This window comes from Sphingomonas sp. (genome assembly GCF_036677245.1).
Lineage (GTDB): Bacteria > Pseudomonadota > Alphaproteobacteria > Sphingomonadales > Sphingomonadaceae > Allosphingosinicella.
The window spans coordinates 1-21,725 of record NZ_JAKFCG010000013.1 but is presented as its reverse complement, the minus strand read 5'-3'; the positions used below and the strand labels follow the sequence as shown (position 1 = coordinate 21,725).

Sequence of the window (21,725 nt, the reverse complement as noted above, 5' to 3'; positions counted from 1 at the left end):
CTCGGCTCTTATTGGACCGTCGATCAGGTGATATGCGACGCGCCGACTCGCCGTGCGGTGATCGAATGGACCCACTTCAAGCGCAAGCAGGGCATCATCCTGCGCGGCGACGAATGGTATATCTTCAATCCGGACGGCCGGATCGAGGAGATCCGCGCTTATTATGCGTCGGCGCAGGATCCTAATTTGCAGACGGTCGAGCTCGGCAGCTTCGATTACGCCGGCCGCGGCTATCCGATCGAAGCGCCCTAGAGAAAGAAACAATGCACTATCAGTAGGTTATAGAGAAGGTCTGCGAGTCCATTTCATCACAGCCTGCTCTAGCCTGCCGAAGCAATGGTCCGCAGTGATGGCATCGACCGCAAGTCGTAGTCGATCTTGGGCGAGGGCAATGTTCCCTTATTCGCCGCCCTGGGCAGCCGGCAGTGGCGCTTCGGCCTTGGCGGCGATCGCGTCGGGCTTGGCAGCGCTTTCGCCGGTGAGCGCCCAGCGAACGCTGTCGGACACATCGGCCTTGGCAAGCTCTTCCTTGGCGTTCGCGGCCGACTGCTCGCGCAGCGGCTCGTAGCGGCGAGTGACGGCGCGGCCGGCAATATCCGCGGGAGTCACCTCTATGTCGGTCTGCATCGCCTGCAGCTCGAGCGGATCGGCGGTGGCCTGAGTGAGACCCGGGAAGACCAGGGCCAGCTTCTCGATTCGCGCAATCTCCGGCTCGACGCCGCTCGCGGCATGGCGGAACGCCGGCGGGCGCCCCCAGCCGCCTTCCCACCGATAGAAAATGTGGGTGCCGACGAGCGCGAGCTTGGTAAGGCTCGAGCTCCAATAAGGCACCACCCAATTGGTGTGATAATGGGTGGCATAGCCGACCGGCTTGTACACCGTCCCGGCAAGCGCTTCCTCCGCCACCTTGCGGGCGCGAGCCCAGCCCGCTTCGGAGGGCACGCGCGCCATCGAGCCGTCGCAGGTGAAGGTGAACTGGCAGCCTGTCGAACGCTCCCACCCCTGGAAGACGACGCCGCAGACGCTTTTGGGGAAGGCGGGATGGCGGACACGATTGAGGACGACCTGCGCGACCGCACGCAGCCCGTCGGTGGGCTCGATCGCGGCCTCATAATGGACCGCGGCGGTCAGGCAATCGAGCGCGCGAAGCCGATCGATCTCGGCCGCAGCGGCGAATCGGAACGGCTTTGCCGCTGGATTCGACTCGCTCGAGATGGGGATCGTGGCATTGAAGGCGGCCGCTTCCTGCGGACTCATGTCTCGGAAATCGAGCGGCTCGGGAATCGGCGGCGATACCGTGGGCGCTGCCCGCCTGTCGAAGAAACCAAGCGTTCCGCGCGCTTCCGCCCCAGCATCGAAGGCGGGCACCGACGTCACGCTGACGCCGGCGAACAAATAGAGGCCCAGCATCGTCGCGAGCACGATCGTGCTCGGCCAATGCTGAGGCCTGGGCAGCGCAAACGCGACGGCAATCCGGCTTTGAACAGCAGCGAACATAGGGTCTCCGGGAAGCCGCGCCGAATAAGGTGGGGTCGTTTCGCTGGCAACCGCTGCCCCGGCCAGCAGTGGCGCAATCGGGTTAATCCGTGTTGGCGGTAATGACGTCATGACGCCTGGCGAAAAAACCAATCAATTAAACGAGGTTAAGTCCAGAGCCTCACGGCCGGCGCGGGAGGAACATCAAGCATCCGTAACGGTTTAGCAGCCAATCGCTTTTCATTTTTTGGAAACCATAGATGGCATTCAGATCGTTCACGGAGCCTGCCGTGGCGCCGGCACCGCGTTACCTGACGGACGGCTTCCAGCGCGCGCTCGCGCATTGGAACCACGAGCGGCTCGCGCCGCAGTTTCCGTCCGCAGACTGGCAGGCCAATCTGCAGCGCGATTCGCGCATGCTGCGGCTCGAGGGCAGCTTCCTCGAGCATCTTCGCGCCGAGGTGGCCGAGCAAGCAGGATCGGCTCCGACCGACCCCGACGGCTTCATCCGCTGGTTCGAGCAGCTGAAGGAAGACGGCCCTGGGCAGGGCGATCCCCTGTTTCCCTGGCTCGCCGAAGAGGCCTCTCGCGAGGACATCAGCTGGTTCCTTGAGCAGGAGGCCGCTGGCGAAGCAGGGTTCGACGATCTCGTGGCGTACACGCAGGTCAAGCTCCCCGCGGGTCCCAAGCTCGAGCTCGCCCGCAATTATTGGGACGAGATGGGCCGCGGCAACCCCGCCGGCGTGCACGGATCGATGCTCGCGACACTGGTCGACGCGCTGCAGCTCCATCCCCGGATCGACACGACCGTCTGGGAAAGCCTCGCGCTTGCCAATGCGATGACTGCCATGGCCACCAGCCGGCGCTACACCTGGCATTCGATCGGTGCGCTCGGCGTCATCGAGCTCACCGCTCCCGGCCGCTCGGCAAGTACGGCGGCAGGGCTGAGGCGTCTTGGCCTGTCCGACCGCGAAAGGCGCTATTTCGATCTTCATGCCTTGCTCGACGTCAAGCATAGCGAGGAATGGAACCGCGAAGCGATCGTGCCGCTGGTCGAGGAGGATCCTCGCCGCGCCACGGCGATGGCCGAGGGTGCGCTGATTCGCCTCAACGCCGGGGCGCGCTGCTTCCAGCGTTATCGCGCCGCTTTCGGAATCGGCATTAGCCAAGCGGCATAAGCCGCTTTTTCATCGCACCGGAGCGCGGCTTCGTCGCTCCGGTGCGGGTCGGTCGAAATCCCGTCCTGCCCCGTCGCATCCGGAAAGCGCGTGCGGCCGGTCTCCCCTAGCAGACACTCATTGGCCCGCACGGCCTCAGTCCAGGGAGAATCGACATGACCGCACCGCTTTTCCGCACCTTCTCGACCTGCGTCGCAGCTTTGTTCGTGAGCACCTTGCTCGTCACCGCCATCACCTCCTCGGCGGGAATGATCTGAGCGGCGCTTTCCAGCACATGCTCCTCCGCGCCTTGCGGGGGAGCAGGCGTCAAGCAGGCAGCGCCTGCGCCGGCTCAGTCCAGACTCGATCTCGGTTTGACTGAACCGAGATCGAGTCTAGTTTTTATTTGTTTTCAGTGATTTCCGAGTCGTCAGGTGATTCCACCTGACTTGAAATCACTCTAATGCGAGGGCCGCCTTCACGGCGGCGACATAGCTTGGGCCGACCTGGACGGTGGCACCGTCCACGAGCACAAGCGTCAGCGAGCGGTTGGCGCGGCGCACTTCGCTCACCTTGTCCGGCCTGACGAACGCAGAGCGATGCACGCGCAACAGCGTGGACCCAGCCAATTTTTCCTCGAGCGCGGCCATGGTGATGCGCAGCAGATGGCTGCGCACGGCGGTATGCAGCAGCACATAGTCGCGCGCCGCCTCGATCCAATCGATCGCTTCAAGCGGGACTCGCCGCTGGCCGTGCCGCTCGGGCACCCAGAAGCCGCCATCCTCCAGCCCCGCGATCCCGCTGGAGCGCAGCGCAGCCACCTCCTCGGCAAGCTGCCCCGCGCGCGCGGCCTGATCGCGCAACGTGCGGCGGCGGCGCGCGCGCTCCACCGCCTGGCGCAACCGGTCGAATCGCACCGGCTTGAGCAGATAATCGGCAGCATCGACGTCGAATGCGTCGGGCGCATAATGTTCGTGCGCGGTGACGAAGACCAATTCGGGGCGCGGCTCGACCTTGATATCGGCCGCGGCACGCAGGCCGTTTCGGCCCGGCATCTGGATGTCGAGCAGGACGAGATCGGGTGTCAGGCGCTCGATCTCGGCAACCGCAGAGTCGCCGTCGCTCGCCTGGCCGACGACCTCTGTCCCTTCGATATCGGCGAAGAATGTCCGCAGCCGATCGAGCGCCAGATCCTCGTCGTCCACGAGCAGCACGCGCATCTCGTCCCCCTCATGTTCCTTGTGCCGGTTTTGCGCCGGCGCCGGCGATTGTTCAAGCCGAAGCGGGGGATCAGCGTCTTTCCTGGACGTCGGGAATGCAGATCGTCGCGACATAAGCGCTGCCCTTGGCTTCGGTGGTGAGGCTGGCAGCTTCGCCGAACACCGCCTTCAGCCTCTGGCGCACGTTCATCAGCCCGACTCCGGTTCCAGCCGACACGGAGGTTTCGGCGGGAACCATGTCGTTCTCGACCGTGATGCACAGCAGGCCGTCCTCGAGGATTGCGCTGATCGTGACGGTGACCGGTTCGCGCGACTGCGCCACGCCATGCTTGATCGCATTTTCCACCAACGGCTGCACGAGGAAGCTCGGGATCAGCGCTGCTCCCGCCTCGGGCTCGCACTCGATCCTGACATCGAGCCGGCTGCCGAAGCGGACGCCTTCGATGTCGAGATATTCCTCGATCAGCGCGAGCTCCTCGTCCAGCGGCACGAGCCCCGCCGGGTCGCAGGTCAATGACGAGCGCAGGAAGCTCGACAGCTTGCTGGTCATCTGCTCGGCATCTTCGTTGCGGCGCGTGACGATCAACGAGGAGATCGAGTTGAGCGTGTTGAACAGGAAATGCGGGTTGAGCTGGTAGCGCAATGCCTGGAGCTGTGCCTGTTGCGCGGCGGAGCGCGCATCGGTGAGCTGGCGCTGGCTTCGGGTCGAGCTGCGCCGCGTGAAGGCGAGCTGGAACAAAGCGAGATTGACGGCGAAAACCAGCAGGTAACGGAACGCGGCTTCATAGCCGCGCGAAAAGTTGATCGGCACGTCGAACCAGGAGGATTCGACATTCTTGGCCACCCAGGCGGTGTAGAACAGATCGAACGAGGCGTGCGCGATCGAGACCGAGAAGACGGCGGCCGCGAGAACGAAGATCCGCAAATGGGTCGGCCATTCCAAGGTTGCGCGGAAACAGCCGAATATCGCCAGGCCGAAGCTCATCGAGACGATCACTGTGGAGGCGTCGAGGAACACGCTGAACCACCCGTCCCCGGAATGGCGCGCGACGATGCCCGGCAGGAACATCAGGACGATGAACAGCCACAAGGCGACGGTGTGAAGCACAGCGTCGCTCCAGCGGGCGTCTGACTTCGCAGATGGCATATACGCGACGGCCCCTCGTCGGTGAGGCCGCATTTCCTGCCTGAAACCCGCTAGACTGTCACTTGCCATCAATGCCGATATCGCTCCGTTGAATGCCAGAAGGCCACGGTCCCGGTGCCGAAGCGAGGCAGCCGTGACCAAAGTGTCTGATCGGACGACGAAAACAACGGATTGCGATGGCGACGAGCGGCCGCCGGGGCAGCTCGATCGGTGCCGTTGCCGACTGGCGGCGGAAGGCTTGGCGTCAGGCGGGCGGCGCGGGAACGGGCAGCCGCTTGCTCAGCTCGAACCTGTCGCCGGCCGCAAGCACGTGGACGCACACGCCGTGCATCGAGAGCACGCGCTCCGGGCTTGCCTCGGCGACATTGCTGTGGGTAACCTCTTCACCGTCAACTACATAGACCGCTCCGCTGCCGATCACTGTGAACGTGTCGCCATCAACGATCGCGGCGGTATCCTCATCGATGCCGATGCCGAGCACCCGGGGATTGTGGGCAACCGCGCCGAGCAGCCGGCCGAAGCGGCCGCGCTCGGCGAAATGCTGGTCGATGATCACGTCGGGGATCAGACCGAGACCAGGCGCCATATGCAGGTCGCCGATGCGGTGGGTCTCGGCGCTGGTGCCCTTGACGAGCATCGTTTCGCTCATCACCGATGCCCCGGCGGAGGTACCCGCAATCACGCCGCCGCTCTCCCAAATCTGGCGGATCTTGTCCTCGACCTGGGTATCGCCGATCTGGCTGGTGATGCGCAGCTGATCGCCGCCGGAGAAGAAGACGCCGGCGGCGCCCTCCAGCTTCGCGAGCGTCTCGGCGGCATGGGTCTCCGATCGCTCGGCGACATAGACCTCGACCATCTCGCCGATCTCAAGATCGGCGAACGCCTTGCGATATTCCTCATAATAGCCCTCGGGCTGGTGGCTCGCGACGGTCGCGAGGACGAGCTTGCCTCCGCGGACATGGCGCGCGACCTCGCGCAGGATCTTGCGGTCTCCGCGCGGATCGCGGTCTTCGTGGCCGCCGATCACGATCAGCGGCCCGCGCCGCCGCTTTTCCTCACTCATCTGTTAGTCATCATCCTTCCCGAGCCGCGCCAGCTGGTTCCTCGCTGCTCCGACGATTGCAACGGAAGACGTCGTGAGAAGGTGCCATCCGATTTTCGCGCTGCCCCACGACTCCGCCGGGCATGGCACTTGCCCTGTTCTGCGACGATGGAGGCGATCGTTCGGCGGCGAGGAGCTGGTTTTCGTGCGCCGGATGATGATTGCTGAACTCGAGCACCTGCTGCCACGCCGCATTGACGTCGGTGGGCGTGATCACCAGCAAGTCGCCCGGCCTTGCCTCCTCTAGGCTCTTCCGCGTCGCCTCGGGCTCGCCCGCGATCAAATGAATGCGCGCCGGATCGAAGCCGGCAGAAACCGCGCCCTCGAACAGCAGGTTCATGATCTGGCCGCCCGGGCGGCCGCGGGTGCTGGGGTCCTCGCGGAAGAACAATTCGTCGAAGATGCCGCCGGCGATGCGGCCCATCTCGAAAATGTCCTCGTCGCGCCGGTCACCCGGGATCGAGATGGTCGCCATGCAGCGCCGGTAGCGGTGACGCAGCCCCCGCACCAATTCGCCGATCGCCTCGAGCCCGGCCGGATTGTGCGCATAATCGAGGATCACGCGGCAACCCTGCGCGTCGAGGACATTGAGCCGGCCTGGGTTCTGCTCGAACGACGACTGGAACGTGCCCAAGGCGGCACGGATCGTCAGCAGCGGGACGCCGTGCGCGATGCAGATCGCGGTGACCGCCAGCGCGTTCGCGATGTTGAATGCGGCCCTGCCATGGATCGTCGCCGGGATGTCGGCGGCCTGCATCACGAGCTCGCGCCGGCCGCGGTCGTGGACGACGATCGTGCCGCCGTCCTCGCCCGCCTCGCGCACCACCGCCATGCCACCGTTGGCGATATGTTCGCGAAGGAAATCGGGCATTTGAACGCCGCCGTTCATCGAGAACCAAGCGACACGTCCGCCGGCCCGCCGGGCCATTCGCGCGACCAGGGGATCGTCGGCATTGAGCACGCTGGTGCCTCGGCGGCGCACCGTTTCGACGATCAAAGATTTGACATTGGCCAGATCCTCGACCGTCTCGATGCCCTTGAGGCCAAGATGGTCGGGGCTGATGTTGAGCATTACGCCGATGTCGGCGCGCTCGAAGGCGAGCCCCTCGCGGAGCAATCCGCCGCGCGCCGTCTCGAGCACGGCGACCTCGACATTGGGGTCGCGCAGCACCATCCGTGCGCTGCGCGGCCCGGTCGCGTCGCCCGGAGCGACGAGCATGTCGTTGACATAGACGCCGCTGGTCTAGGTGAGGCCAACCGTGCAGCCGGTCTGGCGAAGGACGTGCGCCACCATCCGTCCGGTCGTCGACTTGCCGTTGGTGCCGGTGATCGCGATGATCGGGATACGGCTGCGGCTGCCGCGCGGGAAGAGCATGTCGATCACCGGCCGCGCCACGTCGCGCGGCGCGCCTTCGGACGGCTCGATGTGCATGCGGAAGCCGGGCGCTGCATTGACCTCGATCACGCCGCCCCCGGTCTCGCGCACGGAGCGACGGATGTCGGGGGCGATAAAGTCGATCCCGGCGACATCGAGGCCGATGATCGCCGCCGCGCGGCGCGCGATCTCGGCATTGTCGGGGTGGACGGCGTCGGTCCGGTCGATCGCCGTCCCGCCGGTCGACAGATTGGCGGTGGCGCGAAGCATCACCTGCTCTCCCGCGGCCGGGATCGTCTCGGTCGTTCTGCCCGATCTTTGCAGATATTCAATGACATGGGCATCGATCTTGATGCGGGTCATGACCTTTTCATGGCCGTCGCCGCGGCGCGGATCCTGGTTCACCTCGTCGACCAGCTCGGCGATCGTGCGCCGGCCGTCGCCGACGACATGCGCGGGCACTCTTTCGGCGCAGGCGACCATCTTGCCGCCGATCACCAGGATGCGATGATCGTTGCCGGCGAAATGTTGCTCGACGATCACCCTGCGGCTGTGCTCGGCCGCAGCCGCGAAGCCGAAGCGAAGCTGCTCTTCGTTGGCGATGCCGATCGTGACGCCGCGGCCGTGGTTGCCGTCGAGCGGCTTGGTGACGACCGGATAACGCAGCCTTTTGGCCTCCCGCACCGCCTCCTCGACGTCGCGCACGACGATGCCGCGCGGCACCGGGACGCCCGAAGCGTCCAGCATCTTCTTGGTGAGATCCTTGTCCCCCGCCAGTTCGACCGCGATCAGCGAGCTTTTGCCGGTGATGCTGGCGCGGATCCGCTGCTGGTGCTTGCCGTGGCCGAGCTGGACCAGGCTCTGGTCGTTGAGCCGCATCACCGGAATGCCGCGGCGCTTCGCCTCGTCGACCAGGGCCTGGGTGGTCGGCCCATAAGCCGAGCGCCTCACCTGGCGCTGCAGAGCTGCCAGCCACCGCGTGAAGTCGAATTCGCCCTCATTGCCCTGGTCCGCGACGATGCAGTCGAGCCCGTCGATGCCCCGCAAATGGTCCGGCAGCAGCGAATTGACCAGCTCGAGCGCGATCCGCCCCGCGAGCAGGCCGACCTCATCCTCGCGATAGGCGAACATGATATTGTAGACGCCGGGCCGGCGCTTGACCGAGCGTGTCTTGCCGCGGGTCACACGATGGCCGGCGATCGTCTGCAGCTCGAGCGCGACATGCTCGGCGACATGGCCAAGCCAGGTGCCTTCCTCCAGGCGGCGGACGAAGCCGCCGGCCGATCGGTAGCAGCATCCGTGAGTTCGCAGTCCAGGCAGCAAGGCGAGCAATTGCTCGGTGAAGCCGGGCAGGAGGTTGGTCGGCCACTCCTCCAGCCGGCCGAGGTCGAGCTGGATTCGCACCATCGGCGTGTGGCTGTAATAATGGGGGCCGCGATAGACGCCGGTCTCGATCACCCGCATCGGCTGAGTGAGAAATCTGGTCGCCGAGTCGCCTTTTGCGCCAAAGAAGATCTGGCTCATTCCCTCTCCGCTCATATATTGTTGCAGTCCCGGACGGTTCAAACGCGATCCACAGGCCCAGCGGCTGATATTGACCTAAATGCCGGTAATCGCTGGCAAGTTCCGGGCGAACAGACTGATCCACGTTAGTACGGTTGTGGAACGAACGCTGCGACTGTCGGACGCCCATTGGCCGCTTGTGCGCGCGCGGCGCAGGCGGCATATCCGCGCCAAAGAGCGAGAGAGCGATGGCCGAACAAATTCCTCCCCCAGCAGCAGCGGTTTCGAACACGCATTGCAACGCCGCCGAATATCAGGCGCGCTACCGCCAATCGCTCGATGACCCTGACCGCTTCTGGCAGGAACAGGCGCGCCGGCTGGACTGGGTGCGCGAGCCGACCATCATCGGCAATTGGTCCTACGATCCCGTCGATATTAAATGGTATGAAGATGGGGCGCTAAACCTTTGCTACAATTGCGTTGATCGCCATCTTGCAGAGCGCGCGGACGATGTCGCGCTGATCTGGGAAGCGGACGCGCCGGGTGTCGTCCGCACCCTCACCTATGGCGAGCTCTACCGCCAGGTCGTGCGGATGGCGAACTGCCTCAAGATGCTCGGCGTCACCAAGGGCGATCGAGTCACCATCTACATGCCGATGATCCTCGATGCGGCGGTCGCGATGCTGGCCTGCGCACGGATCGGAGCGGTCCATTCGGTGGTGTTCGGCGGCTTCTCGCCCGAGGCGCTGCGTGGGCGGATCGAGGATTGCGGCAGCCGCTTCGTCATCACCGCCGACGGCGGCATGCGCGGCGGCAAATTGGTGCCGCTCAAGGCCAATGTCGACGAGGCGCTGAACGGTGCGCCGCAGGTCGATGCCGTGCTGGTCGTCCGCCATGCCGGCAACGAGGTGAGCAAAGTCGACGGGCGCGACCATTGGTTCCACGAACTTGCCGAGACGGTCCCCGACGAATGCCCGTGCGAGCCGATGGGCGCCGAGGACCCGTTGTTCATCCTCTACACCTCGGGATCGACCGGAAAGCCGAAGGGCGTGCTGCACACGACCGGCGGCTACGGTGTGTGGACCGCCACGACCTTCCATTATGTGTTCGATTATCGGCAGGGAGAGATCTTCTGGTGCACCGCCGACGTGGGCTGGGTCACCGGCCACAGCTATGTCGTCTACGGCCCGCTCGCCAACGGCGCGACCAGCCTGATGTTCGAGGGCGTGCCCAATTACCCGGACGTGGACCGCTTCTGGGAGATGATCGACCGCCACAAGGTCAACGTCTTCTACACCGCCCCGACCGCGATCCGCGCATTGATGCGCGACGGCGAAGAGCCGGTGAAACGCCACGACCGCTCGTCGGTCCGCCTGCTCGGCACGGTCGGCGAACCGATCAATCCCGAGGCGTGGCGGTGGTATCATGACGTCATCGGCGACGGCCGCTGCCCGGTGGTCGACACCTGGTGGCAGACCGAGACCGGCGGGATCATGATCACCACCCTGCCCGGCGCGCATGCCATGCAGCCCGGCTCGGCGGGCAAGCCGTTCTTCGGTGTGGTGCCGCAGCTGGTCGATGGCGCGGGCCAGGTGCTCGAAGGGCCGGCGTCGGGGAATCTGTGCATCACGCGAAGCTGGCCCGGCCAGATGCGCACCGTCTACGGCGATCACGAACGCTTCGTGCAGACCTATTTCTCGACCTACAAAGGCAAATATTTCACCGGCGACGGCTGCCGCCGCGACGAGGACGGCTATTATTGGATCACCGGCCGGGTCGACGACGTGCTCAACGTCTCGGGCCACCGCATGGGCACTGCCGAGGTCGAATCGGCCCTGGTCGCCCATTCGCTGGTCGCCGAAGCCGCGGTCGTCGGCTACCCGCACGACATCAAGGGCCAGGGCATCTATTGCTACGTGACCCTGCTCGCCGGCGAGGAGCCGAACGCCGAGCTCGAGGCCGAGCTGAGGCAATTCGTGAGGAAGGAGATCGGGCCGATCGCGACGCCCGACCATCTCCACTTCACCCCGGCGCTGCCCAAGACGCGCTCCGGCAAGATCATGCGGCGGATCCTGCGCAAGATCGCCGAGAACGACTTCTCGAACCTCGGGGACACGTCGACCCTGGCGGATCCGACCCTGGTTGACGCGCTGGTCGACGGCCGGCGCAACCGCTAGCGCAGATCCCGATTTCGGAATGAATTCAGATCACTGAGAGCGTTTTCCGGTACTGAATATCACCAAGGGTTTCGCGTCACTGGCCCCAAGCTATGAAATGGGGATTGGCGAACTCATTCTCGGCCTTGGCATAGAGCAACGGCCCGGCCTCGCGATCCCCGTCGAGCGCGAGCACCCGGCCGCCGGCCGCCTCGAGCACCGCCTGGCCGGCGCCGGTATCCCATTCCATTGTCCGCCCCCAGCGCGGATAGACATCGGCGCTGCCTTCGGCGACCAGGCAGAATTTGAGCGAGGAGCCTGCGGGCACGAACTCGGTGACGCCGAGCGCGGCCATCCGCTCGGCGGTGCCGGCCGCGGCGTGGTTTCGGCTGCCGATGCCGGCAAGGCCCGAGGCGGGGCGCGGCCGCGGCCTGATCCTCTCGGTCGGCGGCGCGCCGCGGCCGATCCGCCGGAACGCGCCCTCGCCTTTCGCACCGTAATAGAGCGCCGCGCTGTCGGGCGCGTAGACGACGCCGGCGATCGGCCTGCGATCCTCGATCAGCGCGATGTTGACCGTGAACTCGCCGTTGCGCTGGATGAAGCCCTTGGTGCCGTCGAGCGGGTCGACCAGGAAGAAACGCTCGCCAAGCGAGGGGATGCGGCCGGCCGCCGCCTCTTCCTCCGCCAAGACCGCGATCCCCGGGAAAGCACTGCCGAGCCGCTCGAGGATGATCGCCTCGGCGCGGCGGTCGGCCTCGGTCACCGGCGAACCATCGAGCTTGTCCTCGGTCACGAATTCGGCCGCATAGATGGATTCGATCTCGGCGCCTGCCGCGAGCGCGGCCTCGATCAAGGTCTCGAGCAAGGACGACGTCATCCGATCAGCCTGTCGGCATGCCAGCGCAGATGATCCTCCATGAAGGTCGAGATGAAATAATAGCTGTGGTCGTAGCCAGGCTGCATGCGCAAATTCATGTCGATCCCGGCCTGCTTGCAGGCGGCGGCGAGCAGCCCGGGCTGGAGCTGGTCGAGGAACTGATCGGCAGTGCCCTGATCGACCAAGATCTCGTCGACCCGGGCGCCATCCTCGACCAGGGCGACGGCGTCATGACGTCGCCACGCGGCGCGGTCCTCGCCGAGATAGCCGCCCAGCGTCTTCTCGCCCCACGGCACCTGGCCCGGAGCGACGATCGGCGCCAGCGCCGAGACCGAAGCGAAGCGTCCCGGATTGCGCAATGCCATGGTGAGCGCGCCATGCCCGCCCATCGAATGGCCCATGATCGCCTGCCGACCAAGGTCGACCGGGAAATTGGCGGCGATCACCTGCGGCAGCTCGTCGACGATGTAGGAATACATCCGGTAATTGGCGGCATAGGGCGCTACAGTTGCGTCGACGTAGAAGCCCGCGCCGCTGCCGAAGTCATAATCCTCGACGTCGGGAATGTCGTCGCCACGCGGCGAGGTGTCGGGGGCGACGAAGATCAGGCCAAGCTCGGCGCAGACCCGCTGGAAGCCGCCCTTCTCGGTGACATTGGCGTGGGTGCACGTCAGGCCGGAGAGATACCAGACGACCGGCAGGCGGTCGCCGCTCGCGGCCTGGGGCGGCAAATAGATGCCGAACGTCATCGGCGTGCCGGTGGCGTCGCTTGCGTGGCGATGGACTTCCTGGCTCCCCTCGAAGCTCTTGGCGGCGGAAAGGCGTTCGAGCGCCATCTTAGTAGACCACCACCGAGCGGATGCTCGCGCCCTCGTGCATCAGGTCGAACGCGTCGTTGATCCGCTCGAGCGGCATGGTGTGGGTGATCAGCGGATCGATCGAGATCTTGCCGTCCATATACCAGTCGACGATCCGCGGCACATCGGTGCGCCCGCGCGCGCCGCCGAACGCCGAGCCCTTCCAGACCCGGCCGGTGACGAGCTGGAACGGGCGGGTGGAGATCTCACGCCCCGCCTCCGCAACGCCGATGATCACGCTTTCGCCCCAGCCGCGATGGCAGCATTCGAGCGCCTGGCGCATCACCTCGGTGTTGCCGGTGCAATCGAAGCTGTAATCGGCACCGCCGCCCGTGAGGTCGACGATCGCCTGGACGACCTTGTCGTTGCCGATCTCGCGCGGATTGACGAAGGCGGTCATGCCGAACTGCTCGGCCATCGCGCGCTTGGCGGAGTTGATGTCGACGCCGATGATCTTGTCGGCACCGGCCATCCTGGCGCCCTGGATGACGTTGAGGCCGATGCCGCCGAGGCCGAACACGACGACATTGGCGCCGGGCTCGACACCAGCCGTCCAGATCACCGCGCCGACGCCGGTGGTGACGCCGCAGCCGATGTAGCAGATCTTGTCGAACGGCGCGTCGGGACGGACCTTGGCGACCGCGATCTCGGGCATCACCGTGAAGTTGGAGAAGGTCGAGCAGCCCATATAATGGTAGATCGTCTCGGACCCCAGTTTGAAGCGGCTCGTGCCGTCGGGCATCACGCCCTTGCCCTGCGTCGAGCGGATCGCCGTGCACAGGTTGGTCTTCTGCGACAGGCACGATTTACACTGGCGGCATTCGGGGGTGTAGAGCGGGATAACGTGGTCGCCGACCGCGACCGAGGTGACGCCGGGGCCTACCTCGCGGACGATGCCGGCGCCCTCGTGGCCGAGGATCGACGGGAAGATGCCTTCCGAATCCTTGCCTTCGAGCGTGTAGGCGTCGGTATGGCAGATACCGGTGGCCATGATCTCGACCAGCACCTCGCCGGCTTTGGGCCCGTCGAGGTCGACTTCGTGGATCTCGAGCGGCGCGTTGGGCGCAACGGCGATGGCGGCGCGAGTCTTCATCCTGGTCTCCTCGAACGAATATTTGAGCTACAGGAGCGCGACCAAAGACGATCGGATCAGGCGAGTAAAGCCCCTCGGCAGCGGCAATCGGCCCAGGTCGGGAGAATCGGTCAGGACAGCCGGGCCTTGGCGAAGCCGCCCCAGACCGTGTCATAATCGTCCTGCAGCTCGTCGCATTGCAGCGCGAAGCTGGTCGGTCGGTAGGGCCAGCAGCTCTCGACCATGAACGCCAGCGTGTCCTCGATCTTGTGCGGCTTGAGCTCGGCGGCGCTCGCCGCGGCCCAGCTCGCGAGGTCGGGCCCGTGCCCGGCCATCAGATTGTGCAGGCTGAGCGCGCCCGGAGCGAAGCCTTCGGCCTTGGCGTCGTAGGTGCCGCGGATCAGCCCCATGCATTCGCTCATCACGTTGCGGTGGAACCAGGGCGGCCGGAAGGTGTCCTCGGCGACCAGCCAGCGCGGCGGGAAGATGACGAAATCGGCATTGGCGCGCCCGGGCACGCTCGAGGGCGAGGTCACGACGGTGTAGATCGACGGATCGGGATGGTCGAAGCTGACCGAGCCGATCACGTTGAAATGCGCGAGATCATATTTCCACGGCGCGAGATTGCCGTGCCAGGCGACGACGTCGAGAGGGCTGTGGTCGAGGCTGGTCGTCCAAAGCGCGCCGCAATATTTCTGGATCAGCTCGAACGGCTCGTCGCGATCCTCATAGGCTGCGACCGGCGTCAGGAAGTCGCGCGGATTGGCGAGGCCATTGGCGCCGATCGGCCCGAGCTCGGGAAGGCGGAACAGACTGCCAAAGTTTTCAGCCACATAGCCGCGGGCGCTGCCATCGGGCAGCAGCACGCGAAAGCGGACGCCGCGCGGGATCAGCGCGATCTCGCCGGGGGCGCAGTCGATCCGCCCCATTTCGGTGGCGATCGCGAGACGCCCGGTCTGCGGGACGATCAACAGCTCGCCGTCGGCGTTGGCGAAGGTGCGCCGCTCCATGTCCTTGCTAGCGCGGTAGATGTGGACGGCGACGCCCTCGAGCGATTCGGGCGGGCGGTTGGTCACCATCGTCGCGATGCCGTCGACGAAATCCACCGGCTCGTCGGGGATCGCCAGCGGGTTCCAGCGCAGGCGATTGGGCGCGACCGGAGAGTCGCCGTGCCGCGCTGTGAAGAAGATCGCGCCTTCATACGGCGTGTAAGGGCCGTGCTCCGCGCTCGGCCGCATTCGGTAGAGCCACGTGCGGCGGTTTTCGCTGCGCGGGGCCGTGAACGACGTCCCCGAAATCTGCTCGGCGTAGAGACCGAACGGCGGCTTCTGCGGCGAATTGCGGCCCTCCGGCAGCGCGCCGGCGACCGCCTCGGTCGCAAAATGGCTGCCGAACCCGCTCAGATATCCTTCCGCCATCCGGCCGCCGACCCTTCTACCGGCGCCAATCCACGATCAGCGCATCAGCACCAATTCTTCCGCCATTGTCGGGTGGAGCGCAACCACCTCGTCGAACTGGGCCTTGGTCAGGCCGGCCTTGACCGCAATCGCCGCCGCCTGGAGGATCTCGGGCGCGTCGGGACCGATCATGTGGATGCCGACCACCCGATCGGTCTCGCCGTCGACGACCAATTTGTACAAGGATCGCTCATTGCGTCCGGCAAGAACGTTCTTCATCGCCCTGAAATCGGACACGAATGTCTTGACGGTGCCCAACGTGTCGCGGGCCTGGCTCTCGGTCATCCCGACGCCGGCAAGCGGCGGGTGGCTGAACACCGCCGAGGGGATGCAGCCATAATCGACGCGGGTCGGATTGTTGCCGAACACCGTCTCGGCGAAGGCTTGGCCTTCGCGGATCGCGACCGGCGTGAGCTGGACGCGGTTGGTGACGTCGCCGATCGCATAGATGCTGTCGCAGCTCGACTGATTGTCGGCATTGACGACAACCGCCCCGTGGGAGTCGGTCTCGACCTCGGCGGTCTCGAGCCCAAGGCCCTCGATATTGGGCTGGCGGCCGATCGCGTACATCACCGCATCGGCCTCGATGGGGTCGCAACCGTTCATATGGACGGTAAGCGTGCCATCGCCGTTCTTCTCGATCCGCTCGAACGTGACGTTGAAGCGGAAATCGATGCCCTTGGTGACCGAAATCTGGAGCAGGCGGTCGCGGATCTGCGCGTCGTAGCTGCGCAGCAGCACGTCGCTGCGGTTGACCACCGTCACGTGGCTGCCGAACTGATGGAAGATGCCGGCGAATTCGTTGGCGATATAGCCTGCCCCGGCAATCACGATACGCTTGGGGACCGCTTCGAGGTGGAATGCCTCGTTCGAGGTGATGCCGTGCTCCGCGCCCGGGAAGGTCGGGACGACCGGCCGCGCGCCGGTTGCGATCAGGATCGTCTTGGCGGTGACATCGCGGCCGTCGGCGAGCCTGATGCCGTTCGGCCCGGTGACGGTCGCGCGTTGCTTGACGACCTCGACGTGATGATTGTCGAGCGTTTGGGTGTAGAGCCCCTCGAGGCGGTCGACCTCGCTCAGCACGTTGTCGCGCAAGGTGACCCAGTTGAAACTGCATTCGGGCACTTCCCAGCCGAAGCGCCGCGCGTCCTGCAGATCCTCGGCGAAATGGGCGCCGTAGACGAGCAATTTCTTGGGGACGCAGCCGCGGATGACGCAGGTGCCGCCGACCTTATGCTCCTCGGCGACCGCGACTCGCGCGCCGTGCGCCGCCGAGACTCTCGAGGCGCGCACGCCGCCCGAACCCGCGCCAATCACGAACAGATCATAGTCGAAATTCACTCGGCACCTCCAAATGCGCGCGCGATCAGCGCTCGGGTCGACGGATCGAAAGATTCGGCCTCGCCGCTGTCGAGCGATGTGGCGATCTGCTTGCCAAGCTCGACTCCGAACTGGTCGAACGGATTGATGCCGAGCAGCGCCGCGTTGGCGAAGGTGCGATGCTCGTAAAAGGCGAGCAATGCGCCGAGCGTGGCCGGATCGAGCCGATCGAGCAGGATCGTCGTCGAGGGGCGATCGCCCGGATAGGAGCGCGCCGGATCGTCGGCGCTGCGGCCGGCCATCAGCGCCGCGCCCTGCGCGAAGCAATTGATCAGCAATTGGTGGTGATGCTCGTCGGCGAGGGCGTGATCCGGCTCGATCGCCGCGACGAATTCGGCGGGCGCGAGCTGCGTGCCCTGGTGGAGCAATTGGAACACGGCATGCTGCGCATCGGTGCCGACGCCGCCCCAAGTAACCGGCGCGGTGGCGCGATCGACCGCCTCGCCGTCGATCGTCACGCTCTTGCCGTTCGACTCCATCTCGAGCTGCTGGAGGTAGGAGGGAAGCAGCCGGAGCCGCTCGTCATAAGCGAACACCGCGCGCGTCGCGGCGCCGCGGACATTGGCATAATAACGGTCGACCAACGCGCCGAGCACCGGCGCGTTGCGATCGAGCGGGGCAAGCCGGAAATGACGATCCATCGCCGCAGCGCCTTCGAGCAATTCCTCGAACGCATTCCAGCCGAGCGCGAGCGCGACCGGAAAGCTGATCGACGACCACAATGAGAAACGGCCGCCAACACTTTCCGAGAAGGGAAGGATGCGGGTCTCGTCGACGCCGAATTCGATCGCACGCTCGGGCTCGGCGGTCAGCGCGACGATCCGCCCATAAGGATCGGCGACCCCGCCCTCCTGCAGCCACGCCAGCGCCGAGCGGGCGTTGAGCATCGTCTCGGTGGTGGTGAAGGTCTTGGAGGCGATCACCAGCAAGGTGGTGGCCGGATCGAAGTCTTTCGTCGCCTCCTCGAGCGCGGCGCCGTCGACGTTCGAGACCACGGCGACATCGTAACGACCGACGTCGCGGCCGAGCGCGTCGATGAGCAATTTGGGGCCGAGCGCGGAGCCGCCGATGCCGATGTGGAGGATATGGCGCACCGGGCCGAACGCACCGGCCTCGATCGCGTCGATCAGCGCGCGCATGCGGGCGTGGAGCAGCTGGGCGCGCTTGACGCTCTCGGGTGCCCCTTGCCCGCGCTCGGCGCTATGCTCGGCGGCGCGCCCTTCGCTGACGTTGACCTTCTGCCCCGAGAACAAAGCCTCGCGCGCGCCGGCGAGATCGCGCTCGGCCGCCAATTGCTCGAAGCCGGCGACAAGACCCGCGTCGAGGTGGGTCTTGGAAAAATCGAAATGGATCCCGGCTTCGTCGAGCGTCAGGCGCGACAGCCGATCGGGCTCGGCCGTAAAAAGGTCGCTGAGGCTGCGACGTTCCACTTGTTCGATCGCCGCCCACGCGCCGCTCATCCACACTCTCCCTGCTGACGCCCTCTCGCCGCGCCTATTAGAGCCTGATCGTTTGAGGTGGAAGCGCTTCGCGCTTCCGCCGAAAGCGTGAATCAGGCTCTTTCATGGTCGAGACCTTGATTCACGTTTCAGGCTTAGCCTGAAACGATCAAGGTCTAGGGAGCCGTGCCGCGAAAGCATAGGGTCAGACCCTAGCATCTGCTTGACCCGGCAGGAGGCGCGCGCGAAAGCGCCAGCGATGGCGAGCGACCATAGTATCGACGCGGCACGGGCCGCGCCTTCGGCAAGGCACAAGGGCGGCATCGCCGAAACCGCGCGTTTCATGCTGCTGCTGTTCCTGTTCGCTTTGCTGCTGCGCAGCCTGATCGTCGCGCCGTTCAACATCCCTTCGGGATCGATGCTGCCGCGGATGATGATCGGCGATTATCTGTTCGTGGCGAAATGGCCCTATGGTTATTCGCGCTACAGCTTTCCGCTCGGGGTGATCTCATTCGACGGACGGCTGCTGGCCGGCTCTCCGGACCGTGGGGATGTCGTGGTGTTCCGCTATCCGGGCAGCGACAAGGATTATGTCAAACGGCTGATCGGGCTGCCGGGCGACGTCGTGCAGATGCGGCGCGGCACCTTGTTGCTCAACGGCAAGCCGGTGCCCAAGACGCGGATCGCCGATTATCTGATGCCGGTCACGCCCAACAGCCCGTGCCGCTCCGCCCTCCCCACGCCGGTCAAAGAGGTCAGCGATGGCGGCAGGCGCTTTTGCGCCTATCCGAGGTATCGCGAGACTCTCCCCGGCGGGCGCCGCTACGAGGTGCTCGATCAAGGCGATGCGCCCGGAGACGACACGGTGCCGCTGGTCGTGCCGGAGGGCCATTATTTCATGATGGGCGACAATCGCGACGACAGCGAGGACAGCCGCTTCCCGCGCGAGATCGGCGGCGTCGGCTTCCTTCCCGCCGACCATCTGATCGGCCGCGCGCTGATCACCTTCTTTTCGACCGACGGCTCCGCGTCGTGGGTGAAGCCGTGGACCTGGATCTCGGCGACGCGGTGGGATCGCATCGGCGGAACCTATTGATGCGCGGGGGCTCTCGATGACCGCCGCCGGCGAGCAGCGGATCGCGGAGTGGGTGGAGGCGACACTGGGCCATCGCCCGCGCGATCGGGCTTTGTTCATGCGCGCGCTGACACACAGCAGCCGCGGCGACGATGATTATGAGCGGCTCGAATTCCTCGGCGACCGCGTGCTCGGGCTGGTAATGGCGCGCTGGCTCTACGAGCTGTTTCCGGACGAACCCGAAGGCAAGCTTTCCCGCCGATTCAACCTGCTCGTTTCGGGCGAGACCTGCGCCGAGATCGCGCGCGAGCTCGGCGCGGCCGGCCAGATGCGGCTCGGAAAGCAGGCGCGCGACGACGGCGCGGCCGACAGCGACAACGTCCTGGGCGACGTGCTCGAGGCGCTGATCGGCGCGCTGTTCCTCGAGGAGGGGCTGGAACCGGCCGCCGCATTCATCCGCTCTGCATGGGGCGAACGAGTCAGCCGCAATGACAAGGCGCCCAAGCACCCCAAATCGGCGCTGCAGGAATGGGCCGCCGCGCACGACCACAGGCCGCCCCATTACGAGCTGGTCCACCGGTCCGGCCCCCATCATGCACCGAGTTTCGAGGTCGAAGTGAGCATCAAGAACGTCGGCGAAGCCCGCGCCAAGGGCCTCTCCAAGCAGGAAGCCGAGACCGAGGCCGCCAAGGCCCTGCTGGAGAAGCTCGCATGAACGAGCATGAGCTTGGAGAAGCTGGCATGACGACGCGGTGCGGCCTCGTCGCGGTGGTCGGCGCGCCCAATGCGGGCAAGTCCACCCTCGTCAACGCGCTGGTGGGCCAGAAGGTCGCGATCGTCAGCCCGAAGGCGCAGACCACGCGCACCCGGCTGATGGGCATCGCGATCGCGGGGGAAAGCCAGACCCTGCTGCTCGACACCCCAGGCATCTTCGATCCCCGCCGGCGCCTCGATCGAGCGATGGTCGCGGCGGCATGGGGCGGCACCCAGGATGCCGATCTGGTCGCTCTGGTGATCGACGCGACAACCGGCTTCTCAGGGCGGATCGAGGCGATGCTCGACACGCTGCAGGGCCGCCGCGAGGCGAAGATCTTGGTGCTCAACAAGGTCGACATCGCCGACAAGCAGGCCCTCCTGACGCTTGCCGGGCAGCTCAACGAGCGCGTCGCCTTCGAGGACACGTTCATGGTATCGGCCACGACCGGCGACGGGATCGCCGATCTCAAGGCGGCGCTCGCCGCGCGCATGCCCGAGGGGCCGTGGCATTTCCCCGAAGAGCAGGTTTCCGACGCGACCGACCGCATGCTCGCCGCCGAAGTCACCCGCGAGCAGCTCTATCTCCAGCTCCACGCCGAGCTTCCTTATGCAAGCGCGGTCGAGACGGAGAAATATGAGGAGCGCAAGGACGGGTCGGTCGCGATCCACCAGCAGATACTCGTCGGCAGGCCGACCCAGCGCGCGATCGTGCTCGGCAAGGGCGGCGCGCGGATCAAGGAGATCGGCGCCGCCGCGCGCGAGCAGCTCGGCCAGCTGCTCGGCCGCAGGGTCCACCTGTTCCTGCACGTCAAGGTCAAGCCGGACTGGGAGGAAGATCGCGGCCTCTACCGCGAGATCGGGCTCGACTGGGTGGAGTAACGCCCTCTCCCCTTGCCGGACTGCTGCAAAAGTCCCGAGTCACCCAAACACCGTTCGGCCTGAGCTTGTCGAAGGCCCTTTCTTCTCCGAGCGAGGAAGGAGAGCGGTTCGACAGGCTCACCGCGAACGGAGTTTGGCAGCGGGCCCATTGCGGGAGAGGGAGGGACTCGCGAAGCTGGAGGACGAGGATCTGCACCCCTGCCCTACCCCGCCCAGTGTGTTTCAGCCGCTCCGATCGGCCCCCGCCAGCATCTCCTCGACCCACAAGGGCACGAGGTCGCCGGCCGGCCCGATCCGGCTCTGCTCGAAGAAATAGCTGCCCTGGCTCGGCTCGAGGTTCATCTCGAGCGTATGGGCGCCGAGATAGCGCGCCGTCTGGACGAAGCCGGCGGCGGGATAGACGGCGCCCGAGGTTCCGATCGACACGAACAGATCTGCCTCCATCAGCGCATGCTCGATCCGGTCCATCTCGTAGGGCATCTCGCCGAACCAGACGATGTCGGGCCGCAGCTGGCCGGCGACTCCGCAAGCGGCGCATCGCGGCCGGTCGCTCAACGTCCGCTGCGATCGCATGCGGCTGTCGCAGGCGAGGCACCAAGCCGAATTAAGCTCCCCGTGCATGTGGATCAGCCGCTTCGCGCCGCCACGCTCATGCAGATCGTCGACATTCTGCGTCACGATCAGCAGATCGCCCGGCCAGGCGGCGTCGAGTCGCCCGAGCGCGTGATGCGCGGGATTAGGCGCAACTCCGTCGAGCGCCGCCCGCCGCGCATCGTAAAAACCAAGCACCAGATCGG

At 65.8% G+C, this 21,725-nt stretch carries 19 protein-coding genes; 6 read left to right on the top strand and 13 right to left on the bottom strand.

Annotation, left to right across the window (positions count from 1 at the left end; all coding sequences use genetic code 11):
- On the top strand, window positions 1–252 hold a 252-nt coding region (locus V6M48_RS01870; RefSeq protein WP_332810823.1), incomplete at its 5' end, for a hypothetical protein.
- Window positions 253–399: 147 nt separating this feature from the next.
- On the opposite strand, the gene V6M48_RS01865 is transcribed toward V6M48_RS01870, so the two are convergent.
- Window positions 400–1,497: a cell wall hydrolase gene (locus tag V6M48_RS01865; RefSeq protein ID WP_332810822.1), complete on the bottom strand. Its 1,098-nt coding sequence runs from the start codon at window positions 1,495–1,497 to the stop codon at window positions 400–402.
- A 239-nt stretch (window positions 1,498–1,736) separates the two neighbouring features.
- On the opposite strand from V6M48_RS01865, the gene V6M48_RS01860 reads away from it, so the two are divergent.
- Complete coding sequence (locus tag V6M48_RS01860; RefSeq protein ID WP_332810821.1) at window positions 1,737–2,654, top strand: iron-containing redox enzyme family protein; 918 nt, start codon at window positions 1,737–1,739, stop codon at window positions 2,652–2,654.
- 434 nt (window positions 2,655–3,088) lie between these two features.
- On the opposite strand, the gene V6M48_RS01855 is transcribed toward V6M48_RS01860, so the two are convergent.
- The 5 genes from V6M48_RS01855 to V6M48_RS01835 all read right to left on the bottom strand — a co-directional run bounded on the left by V6M48_RS01855 (window position 3,089) and on the right by V6M48_RS01835 (window position 9,001).
- Complete coding sequence (locus tag V6M48_RS01855; RefSeq protein ID WP_332810820.1) at window positions 3,089–3,853, bottom strand: LytR/AlgR family response regulator transcription factor; 765 nt, start codon at window positions 3,851–3,853, stop codon at window positions 3,089–3,091.
- A gap of 70 nt (window positions 3,854–3,923) precedes the next feature.
- Complete coding sequence (locus tag V6M48_RS01850; protein ID WP_332810819.1) at window positions 3,924–4,961, bottom strand: sensor histidine kinase; 1,038 nt, start codon at window positions 4,959–4,961, stop codon at window positions 3,924–3,926.
- A gap of 283 nt (window positions 4,962–5,244) precedes the next feature.
- Complete coding sequence (locus V6M48_RS01845; protein WP_332810818.1) at window positions 5,245–6,063, bottom strand: cyanophycinase; 819 nt, start codon at window positions 6,061–6,063, stop codon at window positions 5,245–5,247.
- A gap of 10 nt (window positions 6,064–6,073) precedes the next feature.
- Window positions 6,074–7,321, bottom strand: coding sequence for a Mur ligase family protein (locus V6M48_RS01840; RefSeq protein ID WP_332810817.1), 1,248 nt, complete (start codon window positions 7,319–7,321; stop codon window positions 6,074–6,076).
- A gap of 24 nt (window positions 7,322–7,345) precedes the next feature.
- Window positions 7,346–9,001: a cyanophycin synthetase family protein gene (locus V6M48_RS01835; RefSeq protein WP_332810816.1), complete on the bottom strand. Its 1,656-nt coding sequence runs from the start codon at window positions 8,999–9,001 to the stop codon at window positions 7,346–7,348.
- A gap of 227 nt (window positions 9,002–9,228) precedes the next feature.
- On the opposite strand from V6M48_RS01835, the gene acs reads away from it, so the two are divergent.
- Entirely contained in the window at window positions 9,229–11,157 is a 1,929-nt protein-coding gene (acs, locus tag V6M48_RS01830) for an acetate--CoA ligase (RefSeq protein WP_332810815.1), read from the top strand.
- A 76-nt stretch (window positions 11,158–11,233) separates the two neighbouring features.
- Here the strand turns inward: acs and cysQ are convergent, their stop codons facing one another.
- The 6 genes from cysQ to pgi form a co-directional block, all read right to left on the bottom strand.
- A complete protein-coding gene (gene cysQ, locus V6M48_RS01825) occupies window positions 11,234–12,013 on the bottom strand; it encodes a 3'(2'),5'-bisphosphate nucleotidase CysQ (RefSeq protein ID WP_332810814.1) in 780 nt (259 codons plus the stop codon).
- The gene (fghA, locus tag V6M48_RS01820) at window positions 12,010–12,849 is read right to left on the bottom strand and encodes an S-formylglutathione hydrolase (RefSeq protein ID WP_332810813.1); all 840 of its coding nucleotides are present in this window, start codon (window positions 12,847–12,849) and stop codon (window positions 12,010–12,012) included. Before fghA ends, cysQ begins: the two co-directional genes overlap by 4 nt.
- Window position 12,850: 1 nt before the next feature.
- A complete protein-coding gene (locus V6M48_RS01815; protein ID WP_332810812.1) occupies window positions 12,851–13,963 on the bottom strand; it encodes an S-(hydroxymethyl)glutathione dehydrogenase/class III alcohol dehydrogenase in 1,113 nt (370 codons plus the stop codon).
- A gap of 110 nt (window positions 13,964–14,073) precedes the next feature.
- Window positions 14,074–15,360 (bottom strand): homogentisate 1,2-dioxygenase, encoded by a 1,287-nt coding sequence (hmgA, locus tag V6M48_RS01810; protein WP_332810811.1) that lies wholly within the window; start codon window positions 15,358–15,360, stop codon window positions 14,074–14,076.
- Window positions 15,361–15,396: 36 nt separating this feature from the next.
- Window positions 15,397–16,740: a glutathione-disulfide reductase gene (gorA, locus tag V6M48_RS01805; protein ID WP_332810810.1), complete on the bottom strand. Its 1,344-nt coding sequence runs from the start codon at window positions 16,738–16,740 to the stop codon at window positions 15,397–15,399.
- A complete protein-coding gene (pgi, locus tag V6M48_RS01800) occupies window positions 16,737–18,239 on the bottom strand; it encodes a glucose-6-phosphate isomerase (RefSeq protein WP_332810809.1) in 1,503 nt (500 codons plus the stop codon). The genes gorA and pgi overlap by 4 nt, the downstream gene beginning before the upstream one ends.
- Window positions 18,240–18,477: 238 nt before the next feature.
- On the opposite strand from pgi, the gene lepB reads away from it, so the two are divergent.
- Genes lepB through era form a run of 3 tightly spaced genes read left to right on the top strand, consistent with a single transcriptional unit; the run spans window position 18,478 to window position 20,928 of the window.
- Entirely contained in the window at window positions 18,478–19,314 is an 837-nt protein-coding gene (gene lepB / locus V6M48_RS01795; RefSeq protein ID WP_332810808.1) for a signal peptidase I, read from the top strand.
- A gap of 16 nt (window positions 19,315–19,330) precedes the next feature.
- Window positions 19,331–20,008, top strand: coding sequence for a ribonuclease III (gene rnc / locus V6M48_RS01790; RefSeq protein WP_332810807.1), 678 nt, complete (start codon window positions 19,331–19,333; stop codon window positions 20,006–20,008).
- A gap of 26 nt (window positions 20,009–20,034) precedes the next feature.
- On the top strand, window positions 20,035–20,928 hold the full coding sequence (era, locus tag V6M48_RS01785; RefSeq protein WP_332810824.1) for a GTPase Era: 894 nt from the start codon (window positions 20,035–20,037) through the stop codon (window positions 20,926–20,928).
- 222 nt (window positions 20,929–21,150) lie between these two features.
- Here era and V6M48_RS01780 read toward each other — a convergent pair.
- Window positions 21,151–21,725, bottom strand: a 575-nt coding sequence (locus tag V6M48_RS01780; protein ID WP_332810806.1) for a Sir2 family NAD-dependent protein deacetylase, incomplete at its 5' end; no start/stop codon positions are given.

What these genes read in the sequence shown, in the direction of transcription:
- V6M48_RS01840 (WP_332810817.1), bottom strand. Translation starts at nt 7,321, where the DNA reads ATGCTCGTCGCTCCGGGCGACGCGACCGGGCCGCGCAGCGCACGGATG.
- pgi (WP_332810809.1), bottom strand. Translation starts at nt 18,239, where the DNA reads ATGAGCGGCGCGTGGGCGGCGATCGAACAAGTGGAACGTCGCAGCCTC.
- V6M48_RS01835 (WP_332810816.1), bottom strand. Translation starts at nt 9,001, where the DNA reads ATGAGCCAGATCTTCTTTGGCGCAAAAGGCGACTCGGCGACCAGATTT.
- cysQ (WP_332810814.1), bottom strand. Translation starts at nt 12,013, where the DNA reads ATGACGTCGTCCTTGCTCGAGACCTTGATCGAGGCCGCGCTCGCGGCA.
- fghA (WP_332810813.1), bottom strand. Translation starts at nt 12,849, where the DNA reads ATGGCGCTCGAACGCCTTTCCGCCGCCAAGAGCTTCGAGGGGAGCCAG.
- V6M48_RS01860 (WP_332810821.1), top strand. Translation starts at nt 1,737, where the DNA reads ATGGCATTCAGATCGTTCACGGAGCCTGCCGTGGCGCCGGCACCGCGT.
- V6M48_RS01815 (WP_332810812.1), bottom strand. Translation starts at nt 13,963, where the DNA reads ATGAAGACTCGCGCCGCCATCGCCGTTGCGCCCAACGCGCCGCTCGAG.
- era (WP_332810824.1), top strand. Translation starts at nt 20,035, where the DNA reads ATGACGACGCGGTGCGGCCTCGTCGCGGTGGTCGGCGCGCCCAATGCG.
- V6M48_RS01855 (WP_332810820.1), bottom strand. Translation starts at nt 3,853, where the DNA reads ATGCGCGTGCTGCTCGTGGACGACGAGGATCTGGCGCTCGATCGGCTG.
- rnc (WP_332810807.1), top strand. Translation starts at nt 19,331, where the DNA reads ATGACCGCCGCCGGCGAGCAGCGGATCGCGGAGTGGGTGGAGGCGACA.
- lepB (WP_332810808.1), top strand. Translation starts at nt 18,478, where the DNA reads ATGGCGAGCGACCATAGTATCGACGCGGCACGGGCCGCGCCTTCGGCA.
- acs (WP_332810815.1), top strand. Translation starts at nt 9,229, where the DNA reads ATGGCCGAACAAATTCCTCCCCCAGCAGCAGCGGTTTCGAACACGCAT.
- V6M48_RS01865 (WP_332810822.1), bottom strand. Translation starts at nt 1,497, where the DNA reads ATGTTCGCTGCTGTTCAAAGCCGGATTGCCGTCGCGTTTGCGCTGCCC.
- V6M48_RS01845 (WP_332810818.1), bottom strand. Translation starts at nt 6,063, where the DNA reads ATGAGTGAGGAAAAGCGGCGGCGCGGGCCGCTGATCGTGATCGGCGGC.
- hmgA (WP_332810811.1), bottom strand. Translation starts at nt 15,360, where the DNA reads ATGGCGGAAGGATATCTGAGCGGGTTCGGCAGCCATTTTGCGACCGAG.